Annotated in this window: 15 protein-coding genes; 7 read left to right on the top strand and 8 right to left on the bottom strand. The window is 57.4% G+C overall.

Annotated features, from left to right (window positions below):
* On the top strand, positions 1 to 552 hold a 552-nt coding region (locus FHS21_RS29620), incomplete at its 5' end, for an NAD(P)(+) transhydrogenase (Re/Si-specific) subunit beta (protein WP_183661962.1).
* Positions 553 to 610: 58 nt separating this feature from the next.
* Here the strand turns inward: FHS21_RS29620 and FHS21_RS29625 are convergent.
* The 3 genes from FHS21_RS29625 to rpsU form a co-directional block, all read right to left on the bottom strand.
* Complete coding sequence (locus FHS21_RS29625; protein ID WP_183665680.1) at positions 611 to 1,216, bottom strand: NAD(P)H-dependent oxidoreductase; 606 nt, start codon at positions 1,214 to 1,216, stop codon at positions 611 to 613.
* Positions 1,216 to 2,088: a tetratricopeptide repeat protein gene (locus FHS21_RS29630; RefSeq protein WP_112532313.1), complete on the bottom strand. Its 873-nt coding sequence runs from the start codon at positions 2,086 to 2,088 to the stop codon at positions 1,216 to 1,218. Before FHS21_RS29630 ends, FHS21_RS29625 begins: the two co-directional genes overlap by 1 nt.
* Before the next feature lie 128 nt (positions 2,089 to 2,216).
* On the bottom strand, positions 2,217 to 2,468 hold the full coding sequence (rpsU, locus tag FHS21_RS29635; RefSeq protein WP_112532314.1) for a 30S ribosomal protein S21: 252 nt from the start codon (positions 2,466 to 2,468) through the stop codon (positions 2,217 to 2,219).
* 399 nt (positions 2,469 to 2,867) lie between these two features.
* Between rpsU and FHS21_RS29640 the strand changes: the two genes are divergently transcribed.
* The 5 genes from FHS21_RS29640 (at position 2,868) to FHS21_RS29660 (ending at position 10,063) form a co-directional block, all read left to right on the top strand.
* On the top strand, positions 2,868 to 4,121 hold the full coding sequence (locus FHS21_RS29640; protein WP_183665682.1) for a sarcosine oxidase subunit beta: 1,254 nt from the start codon (positions 2,868 to 2,870) through the stop codon (positions 4,119 to 4,121).
* A 23-nt stretch (positions 4,122 to 4,144) separates the two neighbouring features.
* Positions 4,145 to 4,501, top strand: a complete 357-nt coding sequence (locus FHS21_RS29645; RefSeq protein WP_183665672.1) for a sarcosine oxidase subunit delta — start codon at positions 4,145 to 4,147, stop codon at positions 4,499 to 4,501.
* Between the two features lie 4 nt (positions 4,502 to 4,505).
* A complete protein-coding gene (locus FHS21_RS29650) occupies positions 4,506 to 7,484 on the top strand; it encodes a sarcosine oxidase subunit alpha (protein WP_112532317.1) in 2,979 nt (992 codons plus the stop codon).
* Positions 7,477 to 8,031, top strand: a complete 555-nt coding sequence (locus FHS21_RS29655) for a sarcosine oxidase subunit gamma (protein ID WP_112532318.1) — start codon at positions 7,477 to 7,479, stop codon at positions 8,029 to 8,031. Before FHS21_RS29650 ends, FHS21_RS29655 begins: the two co-directional genes overlap by 8 nt.
* 856 nt (positions 8,032 to 8,887) lie before the next feature.
* Positions 8,888 to 10,063, top strand: a complete 1,176-nt coding sequence (locus tag FHS21_RS29660; RefSeq protein WP_112531705.1) for an alpha/beta hydrolase — start codon at positions 8,888 to 8,890, stop codon at positions 10,061 to 10,063.
* A gap of 6 nt (positions 10,064 to 10,069) precedes the next feature.
* Here FHS21_RS29660 and FHS21_RS29665 read toward each other — a convergent pair whose 3' ends face one another.
* From FHS21_RS29665 to FHS21_RS29675, 3 genes are all read right to left on the bottom strand, one after another.
* Complete coding sequence (locus FHS21_RS29665) at positions 10,070 to 10,549, bottom strand: MaoC family dehydratase (protein WP_112531704.1); 480 nt, start codon at positions 10,547 to 10,549, stop codon at positions 10,070 to 10,072.
* Positions 10,550 to 10,627: 78 nt separating this feature from the next.
* Positions 10,628 to 11,917, bottom strand: a complete 1,290-nt coding sequence (locus FHS21_RS29670; protein ID WP_183665674.1) for an Hsp70 family protein — start codon at positions 11,915 to 11,917, stop codon at positions 10,628 to 10,630.
* Positions 11,918 to 12,036: 119 nt separating this feature from the next.
* A complete protein-coding gene (locus tag FHS21_RS29675; protein WP_183665676.1) occupies positions 12,037 to 12,948 on the bottom strand; it encodes a LysR family transcriptional regulator in 912 nt (303 codons plus the stop codon).
* Positions 12,949 to 13,047: 99 nt separating this feature from the next.
* On the opposite strand from FHS21_RS29675, the gene FHS21_RS29680 reads away from it, so the two are divergent.
* Positions 13,048 to 14,052, top strand: coding sequence for an aldo/keto reductase (locus FHS21_RS29680; RefSeq protein ID WP_183665678.1), 1,005 nt, complete (start codon positions 13,048 to 13,050; stop codon positions 14,050 to 14,052).
* Between the two features lie 46 nt (positions 14,053 to 14,098).
* Here the strand turns inward: FHS21_RS29680 and FHS21_RS29685 are convergent, their stop codons facing one another.
* Both FHS21_RS29685 and gnd read right to left on the bottom strand, forming a co-directional pair.
* Positions 14,099 to 14,767: a hypothetical protein gene (locus FHS21_RS29685; RefSeq protein ID WP_376772245.1), complete on the bottom strand. Its 669-nt coding sequence runs from the start codon at positions 14,765 to 14,767 to the stop codon at positions 14,099 to 14,101.
* A gap of 41 nt (positions 14,768 to 14,808) precedes the next feature.
* Entirely contained in the window at positions 14,809 to 15,846 is a 1,038-nt protein-coding gene (gene gnd / locus FHS21_RS29690; RefSeq protein WP_112531700.1) for a phosphogluconate dehydrogenase (NAD(+)-dependent, decarboxylating), read from the bottom strand.
* Positions 15,847 to 16,522: the final 676 nt, after the last annotated feature.

The following is a 16,522-nucleotide window of genomic DNA, read 5'->3' on the forward strand; positions in this document are numbered from 1 at the left end:
GCGTCCGGCGAGGTCGAACAGCGCCCGGTCAAGCAGGGCTCGGCCGACGATGCCGCCTTCATCATGAAGAACGCCTCCAAGGTCATCATCGTGCCGGGCTACGGCATGGCGGTGGCGCAGGCCCAGCATGCCTTGCGCGAGATGGCCGACAAGCTCAAAGCCGAGGGCGTCGAGATCAAATACGCCATTCATCCCGTCGCCGGCCGCATGCCGGGGCACATGAACGTGCTCCTAGCCGAAGCCAACGTGCCCTACGACGAAGTGTTCGAGCTTGAGGACATCAACTCGGAATTCGCCCAGGCCGACGTCGCCTTCGTCATCGGTGCCAATGACGTGACCAACCCGGCCGCCAAGACCGATCCGAAATCGCCGATCTTCGGCATGCCGATCCTCGACGTCGACAAGGCCGGCACCGTGCTCTTCATCAAGCGCGGCATGGGCTCGGGTTATGCCGGCGTCGAGAACGAACTGTTCTTCCGCGACAACACCATGATGCTCTTCGCCGACGCCAAGAAAATGGTCGAGAATATCGTCAAGGCACTCGACCACTGACAGCGGATCATTCGAGTTAACAAAAGGCCCGTCAGACTTGGCGGGCCTTTTGTTTTGATCAGATCAGTATTTGCAGTTTCTGTGTAAGCAGCCTCTCGAAGGTAGCCAGTTTACCGGCGGCAATCTTCTCTGCATTGTAAAGCGACACCATCGAAAAACGGGCCTTCGGAGCACATGTACCAATGATGGCGCGGGACAGGATTCTCCGAACGGGGCGGAACATGATGAACCAGTCGATCCACCAGGGCGAGCCAAGAGTTGTGATTGCAAAGCAGGACTGCAGCTGTGTAAGCTTCGGGATCATGCGGCCAAAATCAGGCGTGTGATCATAGGCAACGCCGGGCACGAATACCCGATCGATCCAGCCCTTTAGAATAGCGGGAAGTCCGAACCACCATGTAGGGAAGATGAGGACAAGCACATCGGCGGTACGAAGCGCCTCGGTGTCCTCGGCAACTGCACTCGCATCATGCTCGGCATAATAACTCCGCCGTTCGCTTGACGTGAGGCGAGGATCGAAATCGCGCTCATACAAATCGACGATCCGTAGATCGTGTCCTGCGTCAGTAATCAAAGAAGCAGTGAGAGATGAAAGATGCGCACAAAGACTATTCTTAAGCGGATGAGCCAGGACAACGACAAAGCGTTTGCCCTTGGCGTGCATCAAGAAGTCTTGCGTGTGCGAGCCAGACCGTCGCGTGCGGGCTTGTAATTGGGATCCAATTGCACGGCCCTAGCGTAGGATTTCGCAGCGCGGGCTTTGTCGCCGCGATGTTCATAGATCAGCGCCTGATTGGCCCAGCCCTCTGCGATGTCACCATCAAGTTTGATTGCGGTATTAAAATCATCGAAGGCGTTGTCATCGTCGCCAAGCGCGACGTAGGAGATTCCGCGACCGTTATACGGCTCCGCTGCATCCGGCTGCAGTGAGATTGCCGTCGAGAAATCCTCGATCGCCTGCTTCTGCTGGTTGCGCGCCTGATAGATCAGGCCGCGGTTGTGATAGGCGCGTGCGTCCGTCGTGCTCAACTGGATGGCTTGGTTGAAATCATTCAGGGCCTGATCCAGTTGTCCTTGCTGGCGATAAAGGTTGCCCCGGCCAATATAGGCCGCATCATATTGAGGATTGATCTGGATTGCCTTGCTGTAGTCCGCCGCTGCCTGTGCCGTGTTGCCCATGTTGCGATAGACGAGCGCGCGATTGGCGTAGGCTTGATAAAAATTCGGGTTGAGCTGCAGCGCCGTATTGAAATCCTTGATCGCGTCGCTGTTCTTGCCGGCACGACCATAGGCCGATCCGCGGACATTATAGGATTCCGGATCTTTTGGATTGTTGCGGATAACGTCGTTGAGCGAGCTGATATTCTCGGTGGAACCCTGTGCCTTGTCGATACCAGTCATGTCGGTGGTCGAGGTGCTCTGGCATCCGGCAATCGCGAGCGCGAGTACAGAGGCAATGACGAGTCCCGTGACACGCACTGTTTTAGGGGCCGCCCAGATTGCGCGATGTGAGGCCAGTTCAACCGGATGTGTCATGTCTTATGTGTCCCGTTCAATGAAAAGCCGTAGAGGCTTTATTGTTCCGATGGCACCAAACGAAAAAGGGCGGTGTGACGCAAGCCACTCCACCCCGTAATCGGGTCAAGGCGTCGATAAATCGAAGATCAACGAGCCGCTGAAGCGCGAACCGGTGTCTTTTTCACAGGCATTGGAAGAAGGCCTTCGCGCTGGGCCTGCTTGCGAGCAAGCTTGCGGGCGCGGCTGATTGCTTCTGCCTTCTGGCGGGCGCGCTTGATCGAAGGCTTTTCGTAATGATCATGCATCTTCATTTCGCGGAACATGCCTTCGCGCTGCATCTTCTTCTTGAGAACGCGGAGAGCCTGATCAACATTATTTTCGCGTACGAGTACCTGCACGTTTTATCCTGTATCTCTTAGAATTTCGTTGAGCCTGACTTAAATCCCCAATCCTTGATTATGGGACAACAAACCAGACTTCGCGACGGTCATCCATCGCAAACTAGCGTGGCCATTATCAGAAAGTTCGAGGTATGTCCATGGTTCTGTTGCGGGCAATGACGGATATTCGGCTAGAAATGTCGCAGTCCCTCGTAATTTTAGATTAACCGGCATGCAGCGCCAATCTCCGTCGCAAAATGGCAAAAGCGCTTTAAGCGGATACGATACTGATGCATAAAAGCATGGCCCTCGCTCTCAAAATCGATGTCGATTTTTGAACAGGCCATGCAAGTGAACTGGTTCGAACAATCGCTGTGCGATGGCTCAATTGCTGGGCCAAGTTGCTGGGAATGAATGATGCGGAAATATTCGGTGTTTGCCTTGGCCCGCGAGGCCATGCGTGCCCATAAAGGCTGGGATCAGCAATGGAGTTCGCCCGAACCCAAGCCGGAATATGACGTCATCATTGTTGGCGCAGGCGGGCATGGGCTTGCCACCGCATACTATCTTGCCAAGGAGCACGGCATTGCCAATGTCGCCGTTCTTGAAAAGGGATGGCTTGGCGGTGGTAACACCGGCCGCAATACGACAATTATCCGGTCCAACTATCTCTATGACGAATCCGCCGGTATCTACGAGCACGCTGTAAAGCTTTGGGAAGGTCTCAGCCAGGACCTCAATTACAATGTGATGTATTCGGCGCGCGGTGTAATGATGCTGGCGCACAACATCCACGACGTGCAGGTGTTCAAACGCCATATCCACGCCAACCGGCTCAACGGCATCGACAATGAATGGCTGACGCCGGAACAGGTCAAAGAGTTCTGCCCGCCGATCAATCTTTCAGCGGATGCCCGATATCCGATAATCGGCGCAGCGCTGCAACGGCGTGGTGGCACCGCCCGGCACGATGCCGTTGCCTGGGGTTACGCCCGTGCAGCAGCCGATCGCGGTGTTCACATTATCCAGAATTGCGAAGTGACCGGAATTCGCCGTGCGCCAAATGGAGCAGTTGTGGGGGTCGATACCAATCGCGGTCCGATCAATGCCAAGAAAGTCGGCGTTGTGGCAGCTGGTCATACCTCAGTCATTATGAACATGGCCGGTGTGCGCATGCCGCTTGAGAGCTATCCGTTGCAGGCGCTGGTATCCGAGCCGGTCAAGCCACTTATCCCCTGCGTGATCATGTCTAACACGGTTCACGCGTATATTTCGCAGTCAGACAAGGGTGAGATGGTCATCGGCGCAGGAACCGACCAATACACGTCCTATTCGCAGACCGGCGGCCTCCACATCATCAACCACACGCTCGATGCGATCTGCGAGATGTTCCCGGTTCTGACACGATTGAAGATGCTGCGCTCCTGGGGCGGCATTGTCGATGTGACGCCGGATCGCTCGCCGATCCTGGCCAAGACCCCTGTGTCCGGGCTCTATGTGAATTGCGGCTGGGGCACCGGAGGTTTCAAGGCGACGCCGGGCTCGGGCAACGTGTTTGCCCATACGATCGCTCGCGATGAGCCGCACCGCATCAACGCGCCGTTCACGATTGAGCGGTTTACCACCGGCCGCCTGATCGACGAGGCCGCCGCCGCTGCCGTTGCGCACTGATTTTCAAGAAACGAGATAGAACCATGCTTCTCATCAAATGCCCTTATTGCGAAGAAGAGCGCCCGGAACTCGAATTCCGCAATGCCGGGGAAGCGCATCTCGTGCGCGCTAATCCGATCATCGAGCAGTCGGACGACGATTTTGCCGGTTTTCTCTATTTTCGCCAGAATCCTAAGGGGCTGCAATTCGAGCGCTGGCGTCATATTCATGGCTGCGGCCGATTCTTCAATGCGGTGCGCGATTCTGTCTCGGACAAATTCCTGACGGTCTACAAGGCCGGTGAGCCACGTCCTGATGTGAGTAAGCTGCTGTCACCGGCGGCTGCCGAAACCGAACCCCCCGTAACGAAACGCCCCCGCGCCAAGAAAGTGCAGGTATAAGCCAATGAGCACCTCTACCCATTCCGGCAGCAACCGTATCCCGGGCGCAGGCCGTTTGACCCCGGCGAAGACCGTTCGCTTTACATTCGACGGGCAGAGCCTGACCGGCCTCGAAGGTGACACACTTGCCTCCGCACTGCTCGCCAACGGTATTCATCTGGTCGGCCGCTCGTTTAAATATCACAGGCCGCGCGGCATTCTTTCTGCCGGCAGCGAAGAGCCGAATGCGCTGGTGGATATCGAACGCGACAAGTCGCGCAAGCAGCCGAACGTGCGTGCGACGGTGCAGGAGATTTACGACGGTCTCAAGGTCAAATCACAGAATCGCTGGCCGTCGCTGACCTTCGATGTCGGCGCGATCAACGATGTGTTCTCGCCGATGTTGCCCGCAGGCTTTTACTACAAGACTTTCATGTGGCCGAAGTTTGCCTGGAAAACGATTTACGAGCCGAAGATTCGCGCGGCTGCGGGGCTTGGCGTGGTTCCGGACGAGCCGGACACAGACCGCTACTCCAACCGGTTTGCGCATTGCGACTTGCTGGTCGTCGGAGCGGGTGCCGCTGGCCTGACTGCAGCGCTCAGCGCAGCGTCGACCGGAGCAAGCGTGATAATCTGCGACGAGCAAGCCGAGCCAGGCGGTGCACTGCGTTATGAAAGCGATGTCATCATCGACGGTCTACCGGGTTTTGAATGGGCCGTTGCAGCCATCGAGAAGTTGCGCGCGATGGACAATGTCACCGTCCTGACCCGTACGACAGCTTTTGGCTACTATGCCCAGAATTTTGTCGGTCTGGTAGAGCGCATCAGCGACCATTTGAGCAATCCAGTGTCCGATATGCCGCGTGAGCGGCTATGGCAGATTCGGGCAACAAAGGTCGTGCTGGCCACTGGCGCCATCGAGCGTCAAATGGTCTTTGCCAACAATGATCGGCCGGGTGTCATGCTCGCTTCGGCAGCGCGAATATTCCTCAATCAATATGGCGTTGCCATCGGCCGGAAGGTCGGTGTCTACACCTCCAACGACTCGGCCTATGCGGCGGCGATCGACCTCAAGCGGGCCGGTATCGACGTGCCCGTTATCGTGGATACGCGCGACAATCCAACGCCGGCCGTCGTGGATGCTGCCCGCTCGCTCGATATCGAAGTCCTGACGGGCCACGCCGTTTTCAGTGCCGGTGGCAAGCGGCGGGTGTCGTCCATTTCGATCCAGCCGACGAGGGGCGGTAGCGAACGCAAGGTCGCCGTCGATGCGTTGATCATGTCCGGCGGCTGGACGCCGTCGGTGCATCTGTTTTCGCAGTCTCGCGGCAAGGTCGCCTGGGATGCGGCAAACGAGCGCTTCCTGCCGGGCACCTACGCGCAGGAATGCGTTTCGATAGGAGCCTGCAATGGAACCGACGGTTTGCAGGCAACGTTGGACGAGGCTTTCGCAGCGGGCGGAGGCAAGGGCAAGGCTATCGTCGCAACCGGCGGCACCAATTGGATCGGCGGCATGATCGGCTCGGCGCCTGGCGCCGGAGCCGACACAACCGTCAAGGCTTTCGTCGACTTCCAGAACGACGTTACGGCCAAGGATGTGCGGCTTGCAGTACGTGAGGGCATGCACTCGATCGAGCATGTCAAGCGCTTTACCACCAATGGCATGGCGACCGATCAGGGCAAAACTTCGAACCTGCATGGCCTCGCGATCGCCGCCGAGGCCCTGAACCGGCCGATCCCGGCGGTGGGTTTGACGACGTTCCGCGCTCCGTTCACGCCGGTTACCTTTGGCGCGATTGTCAATCACGCCCGTCATGATCTGTTCGATCCGACACGCCGCACGCCTATTCACGGCTGGCACCAGACGCAGGGTGCTGCTTTCGAGGACGTCGGTCAATGGAAGCGTGCCTGGTACTACCCGCAGGCGGGCGAAGACATGCACACTGCGGTCAATCGCGAATGTGTTGCCGTGCGTAATCAGGCTGGCATCTTCGATGCATCAACGCTCGGCAAGATCGAAGTGGTCGGGCCGGATTCTGCGAAGTTCCTGGAGCTGCTTTATACCAATCCTTGGGAAAAGCTCGGTGTCGGGCGCCTGCGCTATGGCATCATGCTGCGTGAGGATGGCTTCATCTACGATGACGGCGTTGTCGGGCGGCTGGCCGAAGACCGTTTTCATGTGACAACGACAACGGGCGGTGCGCCGCGCGTCATGCATCATATGGAAGACTATCTCCAGACCGAATTTCCGCATCTTGATGTCTGGCTGACTTCGACGACCGAGCAATGGGCCGTGATTGCCGTGCAAGGCCCGAAGGCCCGCGAGATCATAGCACCGCTGGTCGAAGGTATCGATATGTCCAACGAGGCCATGCCGCACATGAGTGTGCGCGAGGGCACCATCTGCGGTGTGCCGACACGACTGTTCCGCATGTCGTTTACTGGCGAGACGGGTTATGAAATCAACGTGCCGTCCGACTATGGCCGGGCCGTCTGGGAGGCCGTCTACGAACGCGGCAAGCCTTTGGGCCTGACGCCCTATGGCACCGAAGCGATGCATATCCTGCGGGCCGAGAAGGGCTATATCATCGTTGGCCAGGATACGGACGGAACCGTCACACCGCAGGATGCCGGGCTGACCTGGGCCATCGGCAAGAACAAGACGGACTATGTGGGCATTCGCGGCCTTTTGCGGCGAGACCTGGTGGCCAACGGCCGCAAACAGCTTGTCGGTCTGAAAACGGTTGATCCGACGACGGTTTTGGAAGAGGGCGCGCAAATTGTCGCTAACCCGAACCAGCCGGTACCAATGACCATGATCGGTCATGTGACGTCGTCCTATTGGTCGGAAAATTGCGGCCGCTCCATTGCTTTGGCGCTGGTGATCGACGGATCAAAGCGACTTGGCGAAACCCTCTACGTACCAATGCCGAATGGCGTGATCGAAGTTGAAGTCACCAGCACCGTATTTTTCGATGAGAAGGGGGAGCGCTTGAATGGTTGAGATCGTCCAGGCAACACGACGTCATCCGCTGCAGGCGGGCCAGCTGGATGTCGCTTCCGTCTCGGTCACCTTGGCGGACAACGCGACCCGTGTTTCGCTTCGCGCCAAGGATAATACGGTTAGCGCGCTGTCCAAGGCGCTGGGTATAACATTGCCCATGAAGCCGAAGACTTCCGCGTCCAATGGCGGGCGGGCAGCACTCTGGCTTGGCCCGGACGAATGGCTGATCATCGACGATGCCGATAGTGGTGTTATTGCCGATCTTGCCAAGGTGAAAGTCCTGCATTCGGCGGTCGACATTTCACATCGCAATGTCGGGATCATCGTGGCTGGCAAGGGCGCCGCTGCTGTGGTCAATGGAGGTTGCCCGCAGGACTTGTCGCTGAAGGCTTTCCCCGTAGGGGCTGCGTCGCGGACAGTACTCGGCAAGATCGAGATCGTCTTGTGGCGGACAGGCGAGGACGCTTTCCGCGTCGAGTGCTGGCGGTCTTTCTCGAATTACGCCTATGCATTTCTGCAGGAATCCGCACGAGACGTTGCCATCTAGCGCATTTCTGATTTTGTCAAAGAACCGGGTGTGCTTTCCCCTTGCCACGCCCGCTTTTGCGTCTGGCCATTGCTTTGCATTGTGGGAAGACGGGCGGTCGTCGAAGCGCGTCTTGGTAGATAAGTAGTGCGATCCGAAGACCGCCCGCTAACGTTTTCCCCCTGCCGGCCAGCTTCTGCTTGTTCCGCGGGGCGAGTGGATGAACACCTAGTCCGGACCCATCGTCGCCGTCGGTGCAGTGTCCGCACGATTGGCGTTGGCGTCAACAACAGAGGCAATATCTGCCTAAAATGCGCAGATTGACCTCCGAAGACGAACAGGTCGGCCAGCGCTTGGGTCCGTTGCCCGCCTGCTGACACGCCGTCCTTCCCCACTTTCGAACGGCTCCGGAAGCAGCTCCCCATGGAAAGGACGGGCATAGGATAGCTCAGGTTTGAAGGTGTTGGATAAGTAGCCACGATTATTTTTGTCTGAAGGTTTGATCGGGGTGCCTGCAAGGCTGCTGATTTACCGGATGGCAATGCTGCTGTGCGTGGTTCGACAAGCTCACCATGAGGGAATTGGGTGGGCTGCACGATAACCGGCCACGTCGCGACAGGCATCAACGTTGCTGTTTCTGGCTCCCTGCAATCAACCCACCTCCCTCATGGTGAGCTTGTCGAACCACGCACAGCAGCATTGCCATCCGGACAACACTATCTTGGCAGAAGATAACTGGGCAGGGCAGTACAAACCGTAGCGATTATATGCTAGTGGCGCTCAACTTTGGACGGCCCACCACAATTGCGCGCCGTTCGCCCCAATGAGATGCCCGGTGGCTGCAGTCTTACGCGGTCTCTTCGCATAGAGAATCGTGATGGCTGTTAGAAAGCGTCTGGTTATCAATTTTACCGGTTATGAAGGGTTGCATCCTGACAAGGTGCGCGGCCGATATTTGAACAGCTCTGCTGATTTCAGCCGGCTCTGGCACACGGAGACGAAGACCGGACCGATGCTGGCCGAGGGGCCAAACATCGCTTCGATGCATATCGAAACCACTGGCGCAAATTGGCAGACCGAAACGGAATTCTGCCAATATGGCAGCGCCGATATTTTCGACACCTACGCTGCGAGAAACGTGGCGACGCGTTTTGCCACGGGGCTCATGGCATTCCTCGATATCATCTTGAGTGGTACGTTCTTTCGCTATCTTTGGACGAGTTGGCGGTTTTGCATCTTCTTTCTTTGGCCGTTTGCCTTCGCCTGCTTCGTCACGCTGGTGATAATCTGCCTTGGCCTGTTGCCACTGGTGGGCGGGTTCAACGCACTACATCTGATCTGGACAACACCACTGGCATTGCTCTTCGGCCGGCTGCTGGTCCGTTGGCCAGGCGACAAGGTGTTCTTCTCCTATTTGCTAGATGATTGGACCGCCGCATCCGACCGTATTCACCACCGCAATCCGAGACTGTTGCAACGCAGACGCGAGTTTGCGGAGCATCTCGTGCGTAAATTGCAAACGAGTGATGCCGATGAGGTTGTGATCGTTGCGCATAGCCTTGGGACGGTTCCTGCCATGGAGGCCATAGCCGATGTCTGGCGCAGCAACCCGCAACTTCTAAAACAAAAGCCCGTGTCGCTGCTGGCCGCAGGCTCATGCCTGCTGATGATCGCCTTTCACCCGCGGGCGACGAGCTTGCGCGAAGATGCAAGGGTCGTCTTTCAGGAAACGCCGGTGCTTTGGGCCGAGTTTCAGACCATCACCGATATCATTCATTTCTATAAGTCGGATCCCGCAGCTGCCCTTGGAATAACCCCGCTCGACCAGCCGATCATCCGCCAAGTCCGTTTCAAGAATATTCACAGTGCTACACGCTATGCTCGTGCGAAGGCCAATTTCTTCAAGATGCACTTGTTGTTTCTGAAGGGCGCACAAATCCGCAATCCTTACGATATGGGGATGTTCGTGCAGGGCCCGTTCGAATTCAGGGACCTTGTGACGACCTATCGGGAAAGTGGTGCGCCGCTTGATGCAGCCGGCGGCCTTACCTGAACCTGTTCAGTCCATTTCCGGCGGATGTTCCAGAACCGCGATAGTCAGCCAATTGGCGACGAGCGCGGGCTTGAGGGAGTTTTCGATCTCAAGCGTCACTTCATAATTGTTGAGAACACGGCCCGAAGGGCGGATATCGGCATCCACGAGCTTGAAGCGGGCACGTACGCGCTTGCCGGATTTTACCGGCGCCATGAAGCGCACTTTGTCGAAACCGTAGTTGATGCCCATGGTCGCACCTTCAATCATCGGGAGCGCCTCATAGGCCAATGTCGACAGCAGCGAGATCGTCAGAAAACCATGGGCGATGGTGCCGCCAAAGGGCGTTTCCGCGGCGCGCTCCGGATCGGTATGAATGAACTGATGATCATCGGTTGCGTCAGCGAACAGGTTGATCATGTCCTGGCTGACGACGCGCCATTCCGAACAGCCAATTTCAGTTCCGATGGCTGCCGTCAGTTGCTTGAGCGTAATCGCTTCTTTCATAGTCCCGTTTCCAAACGCATTCTTGAAACTGTTCGATAGACCCTTGCGACCGTATTGTCATCCCTCAAGAATTTGAGACTAAGCGGTCCACTGCTTGATGTCGTCGCGCTCGCCGATCAGCGCAAGGCCGTGAGCGATCGACAGAAGTTCGCCGCCGCTCTCGATTCGATCACGGTCGAACCGCTCGGTAAAAATGCGACGGACTGCCGGAACGAAGGATGTACCTCCGGTCAGGAATATCTTGTCGATATGGGCAGGAGAGGTCTTCGTCTTTTCGAGCACATCATCAAGCGCGCCTTCGATACGTGCCAGATCGCTGGCAATCCAGCCTTCGAAGTCGGAACGGCGGATAGTCTTGTGGCCGCCGCGCCCTAGCGGTGCAAAGTCGAACGCCGCTTCGTCTGCCGATGAAAGCGCTATCTTGGTGGCAGACACGGCCTGATAGAGCGGATACCCTTCGTCGTGGTCGACCAGATCAACAAAAATCTCCAGCTTGTCCGGCTCAAGGCTGTCACGGACGAGTTTTTTCAAAGCGGCAAACTCGCGCGAGGTCTTGAAGATCGAAAGCTGGTTCCAGCGCCCGAAATTGGCATACCACGAGGCGGGGACTTCGAGCGTCTTGTCGAAGCTTCGAAACAAGCTGCCTTTGCCGATCTGTGGCGCGACGATCTGATCGATCATGCGGTAATCGAAATGATCTCCGGCAACGCCAACGCCAGAATGGCCAATCGGCGTCGCGCTGAGCTTGCCAGCGGATGTTTCGAAGCGAATGATTGAATAGTCGGTCGTGCCGCCACCGAAATCTGCAACCAGTACTGTCGCGTCGGCTTTGAGGTTTTGGGCGAAGTAGAATGCTGCCGCGACCGGCTCATAGACGAAGTGGATTTCCGGAAATCCAAAGCGCGTCAATGCTTCGTTGTAGCGCTCGGTCGCCAGCGCCGGATCTGGATTTGCACCGGCGAAATGTACGGGGCGTCCGGTGACCACACGCGTGATATCCGAAGGCCAGCTGTCGTCTGCATAGACCTTGAGGCGCCGCAGAAATATTTCCATCAGGTCTTCGAAAGTCTGGCGCTTGGCGAAGATCAAAGTGCCCTGGAACAGCGCACTTGCGGCAAAAGTCTTGATGGATTGCAGGAAACGGCATTCGCCGGGATGGTCGATAAACTGCCGGATGGCAGCATGTCCGGCCTCGACTTTCAAAGCGGATGCGCCTGCGAGGGGATCTTTCATGAACGACAAGGCGGTTCGCATGCCGTCGGCGGTGCCGACCGCACTGGTGAAGGCCAGTGAGCGGGTCGACGATCCATCGGCCAAGGCCATAACCGTATTTGTGGTGCCAAAGTCGAAACCCAGCGCCTGAGCCATGGCAGCGCTCCTTGTGTACCGGAAAGTGAGAGGCCGAAAATCTATGAAGTGCAGCGCAAAGCACCGCCTCGAATGGGGAGCGCGCGTCATGGCATAGTCGCCCGGTGGATGCAAGAGATCTAGGCTTGAACTTGGGGATGTTCCGTATTCTTGATGAAATCCACAAAAGCTCGGAGCGGCGCAGGCATATGCCTGCGGCTCGGATAGTAGAGGCGCGGGCCTGTAAAACTCTGCCACCAGGGGTCAAGCACAGGGACAAGCTGGCCGCTGGCGATGGCCGGGCTCAAGTATTCCTCAAACGTATAGATCAGCCCGATACCGGCAATGGCAGCGCCAATCCCGATGTCCGCAGTCGAGGCAATAAGCGGACCTTTGGGCGCGATTTTTAACAGCTTGCCGTTTCGCTCGAATTCCCAGTTTGGAACCACGCCGCTGGCAAATCGGTGACGTATGCAAGCGTGATGGATGAGATCGTGTGGATGCTCGAGCCTGCCGCTTTTTGTGAGGTACGATGGTGCTGCCGCGACCATGAAGCGCTGGGTGCGGGGGCCTATCGGGATTGCGATCATATCGCGCTCGATGCTTTCGTCGTAGCGGATCCCGGCATCGAAGCCTGCTGCCAACACATCGATGAAGGTGTCTATCGCTGAAATCTCCAGCGTGATTCCGGGATATGCTGCAAGGAACCGGTTGACGATAGGCGGCAGGATCTTTTGTGCCACGATGACCGGCACATTGAGCTTGAGCGTGCCGGTAGGGCTGTCGCGAAAGCTGTTGAGAGCATCGAGCGCTCCGGCAATTTCGCCGAGCGCCGGGTCAAGGCGTTCGAGCAACTGCGTCCCGGCCTCTGTGGGCGTGATGCTGCGGGTCGTGCGGTTGAGCAATCGTACGCCGACACGCGCTTCCAGCCGGCGGATGGCTTCACTCAAGGACGACGCCGACACACCGCGAATCGCCGCCGCCGCGCGGAAACTGCGCGTGCGCGCGACAGCTACCAAAGCACTAAGGTCGGATAGGTCAGGCTCAATCATTGTGCATTTTTCCGAACAACCCATACACAATAGACGGGATTATCGCACAAACATAGTTGTTTTATATTGATCGGGACGTTGAAAAATCGGAGTTAGAATATGCAATATCGTCAACTTGGAAAAACCGGACCGAGCGTTTCCGAAATCGGTCTCGGCTGCATGGGCATGTCGGGTATTTATGGACCCTCCGATCGCGCCGAGAGTATCGCGACAATCCACGCTTCGCTTGATGCAGGGATCAATCTTCTCGATACGGGGGATTTCTACGGCCAAGGCCACAATGAGCTACTGATTGCGGAGGCCTTGAAGGGCAAGAAGCGTGAAGACGTGGTGATCAGCGTCAAATATGGCGGACTTCGCGATCCCGCGGGCGGTTGGTCCGGCTTTGATGCCAGGCCGCAAGCGACCAAGAATTTCCTCGCCTATTCACTGCAGCGCCTGGGTGTCGACTATATCGACATATATCGGCCGGCGAGACTCGATCCCAATGTGCCGATCGAAGATACGGTTGGTGCGATCGCCGACATGGTCAAGGCTGGATATGTCAAGCATATCGGCCTGTCCGAGGTCGGTTCGGCCACCATCCGGAAGGCCGCAGCCGTCCACCCAATCGTCGACCTGCAGATCGAGTATTCGCTGATTTCGCGCGGCATCGAAGATGGTATTCTTGAGACCTGCCGCGAGCTCGGGATCGGTATCACCGCCTACGGCGTGCTTTCACGTGGTCTCATCAGCGGGCATTGGAAAAAGGGTAACACGGATCCAAAAGATTACCGCACGCACAGCCCGCGGTTTCAAGGCGACAATGTCGACAAGAACCTCGCGTTGGTCGAGGCGCTGCAGAGGATTGCGGCCAGCAAGGGCGTGACGGTGGCGCAGATCGCCATTGCCTGGGTCGCGGCGAAGGGCGAGGACATCATACCGGTGATTGGTGCGCGACGCCGCGACCGGTTGAGCGAAGCGCTGGGCGCACTCGACATCAAGCTTACAAGCGAAGACCTGAGCGCTATCGAGAATGCAGTGCCCAAAGGCGCCGCCGCCGGGACGCGCTATGCCGAAGTGCAAATGGCGCATCTCGACAGCGAAATTGGCGCTCACCATTGAGTGCATATCCCGGAAGCCGTGCTGTTTCCGGGATATTTTCTTCTGGTTACATGGGTGGAACGACGCCGTTCGTACCGACGACGACGCGCTTCGAGGTGAGGGTACCATCGCTGCCCTTCTCGGCGGCGACGAAGACGGTAGCGCCTGGCTTCAGATCGTCCTTTGTGGCCTGTGCAAGGGTAACGATCGGCGTGCCGTCAGGAACAGCAATCTTCTTTTCGCCGCCACGATAAGTGACTGTGAGGGTGCGGCCATCGACGTCCTTGACCGCATCGGCGACCGTGGCGTTTGTCATGCTGCTATTCGGCTTCAGATCCCATGGACGGTCGCCTTCGCCTGTGCCCTTGAGCGCGGCCGGAAAGATCACCACCTCAAGCGCGCTGTTGCCCCCTTCGCTTTTAGGCACGTTGGTTATCCCGACGAAATCGCCCTTCTTGATGTCATCCAGCGAAGCTTTGGCGACACCGCCGACAACCCAGCCATCACTCAAGGTGACCGTTGCGTCCGGTCCCTCGCGCGTTTTCACGACGATGGATGTGTCGTTGAAGCTCTCGATTGTCCCACGGACATTGGCCCTGTTGGAAGCCTTCGTCGTCATGGTTGACTGACCCTTCTTCATCATGCTTTGGGCGCTGGCCTCCAGCGGCAGCGCCATCGCCACGCCAGCGGCCAGAGCCAATATCGGAAGGGTCGATTTCAGCATTTTCATATCCATGACTTTGTACTCCTGTATGCACAGGCGTCCGGCGGGCGGGATTACCCAGCCGGTTTCGGCGCCTGTTTTTCCACGTGTCCGCCAAATTCACGTCGCATGGCGGACAGGATCTTGTTGGCGAAGTCGGCATTGCCGCGCGAAGAGAAGCGTTCCTGCAAGGCAGCGCTGAGAACGGGCGTCGGTATGGCCTCGTCGATCGCGGCCATGACGGTCCAGCGGCCTTCGCCCGAATCCGAGACGCGCCCCTCATAGCTCGCGAGCGCCGGATCGCCGTGCAAGGCATCGGCTGTGAGGTCGAGAAGCCAGGAACTGACAACGCTGCCGCGACGCCATACTTCGGCAATGTCGGGCAGATTGAACTCGTACTGGTAATGCTCGGGGTTCTGCAACGGCGTTGTTTCGGCATCGACCTCATGCGAGCGCAGGCCGATATCCGCATTGCGCAGAATGTTGAGGCCTTCCGCATAGGCAGCCATCAATCCGTATTCGATGCCATTATGGACCATCTTGACGAAATGTCCGGCACCATGCGGCCCGCAATGCAAGTAACCCTGATCGGCCGTGCTGCCGGCGACCGGGTTCTCCAGACGGCTCGGTGTTTCGGGTACATTGCCTTTGCCAGGAGCAAGGGCGGCAAAGATCGGGGAGAGGTGTTGAACGATATCCTTTTCGCCGCCTATCATCAGGCAATAGCCGCGCTCAAAGCCAAATATACCGCCGCTCGTGCCGACATCGACATAGTGGATGCCGCTGGATTTTAGCTCGCCGCTGCGGCGGATGTCATCGTGATAGTAAGAATTGCCGCCATCGATGACGATATCGTCCTTGTCGAGCAGCGGAACCAATTGTGCCAGAACCTTGTCGACGACTGCGGCCGGCAGCATCAGCCAGACAGCGCGCGGCTTTGTCAGCGTAGAGACAAACTCCTGCAGCGACGTGCTGCCCTTGGCGCCGAGGCTCTGCAACTCCACCATGCTCTCGGCGCGCGTGTCGTAAACGACACAGTCGTGACCATGCTTCATCAGGCGCTGCGCCATGTTGCTGCCCATACGCCCCAGTCCAATCATACCAAGCTGCATCTCGAATCTCCGCCGAAGGGTTGGAATTGTTCAGAAGGCTACACCTAAACGGCGACAGGGCAATGCCACCGACAAGGTAGGTCGGCGTATCTGGCGGCACAAGCGACGCACGTGGTCATAAGATCGTGATGGAAGACAAAGCCAAGGGAAACGAACCGGAGACCGGTGCAGTTGCAACTCCGTCTCCGGTGGTGCTGCGACCGCCCACCTGATTGAGGGGCGCGAGTAGAGCAATTGAAACAGTGTCCAATGGGCCATGCAGGCTTGCGGAAAGCGGCAATGCCGCCACCATGCATCGTCCGCCTCGAAGGCGGTAACGGGATCGCACATTGTCGGCGTTATCATCTGCTGAGAATACTGCGTTTGGCATCTGTCGGTTTTAAAACGGCGGCCTATTTCCCAAGCACTGTGCCCTGTGATGATCGCGGCAGTACAGGAGGCATATACTACCATTGTCGAATTGATCCAAGGCTCCCGATAAGACAAAGTCCGCTGACCGACGAACGCGTTGCGCCCCAGCCCGTGCGGAAATACTTGTCGACAAAGAATGTCTTGGTCGTGACGACAACCTGATTTTTATTGTGTAATGGCCCCATAAATATCCGGACAGGATCTCCCACTTAATAAGTGTGCGAGGTAATGTGCCCATTATGACCAGTCACAATTCTAAGATAGA

The sequence above is a fragment of the Phyllobacterium trifolii genome, from assembly GCF_014192095.1.
Taxonomy (GTDB): Bacteria; Pseudomonadota; Alphaproteobacteria; order Rhizobiales; family Rhizobiaceae; genus Phyllobacterium; species Phyllobacterium trifolii.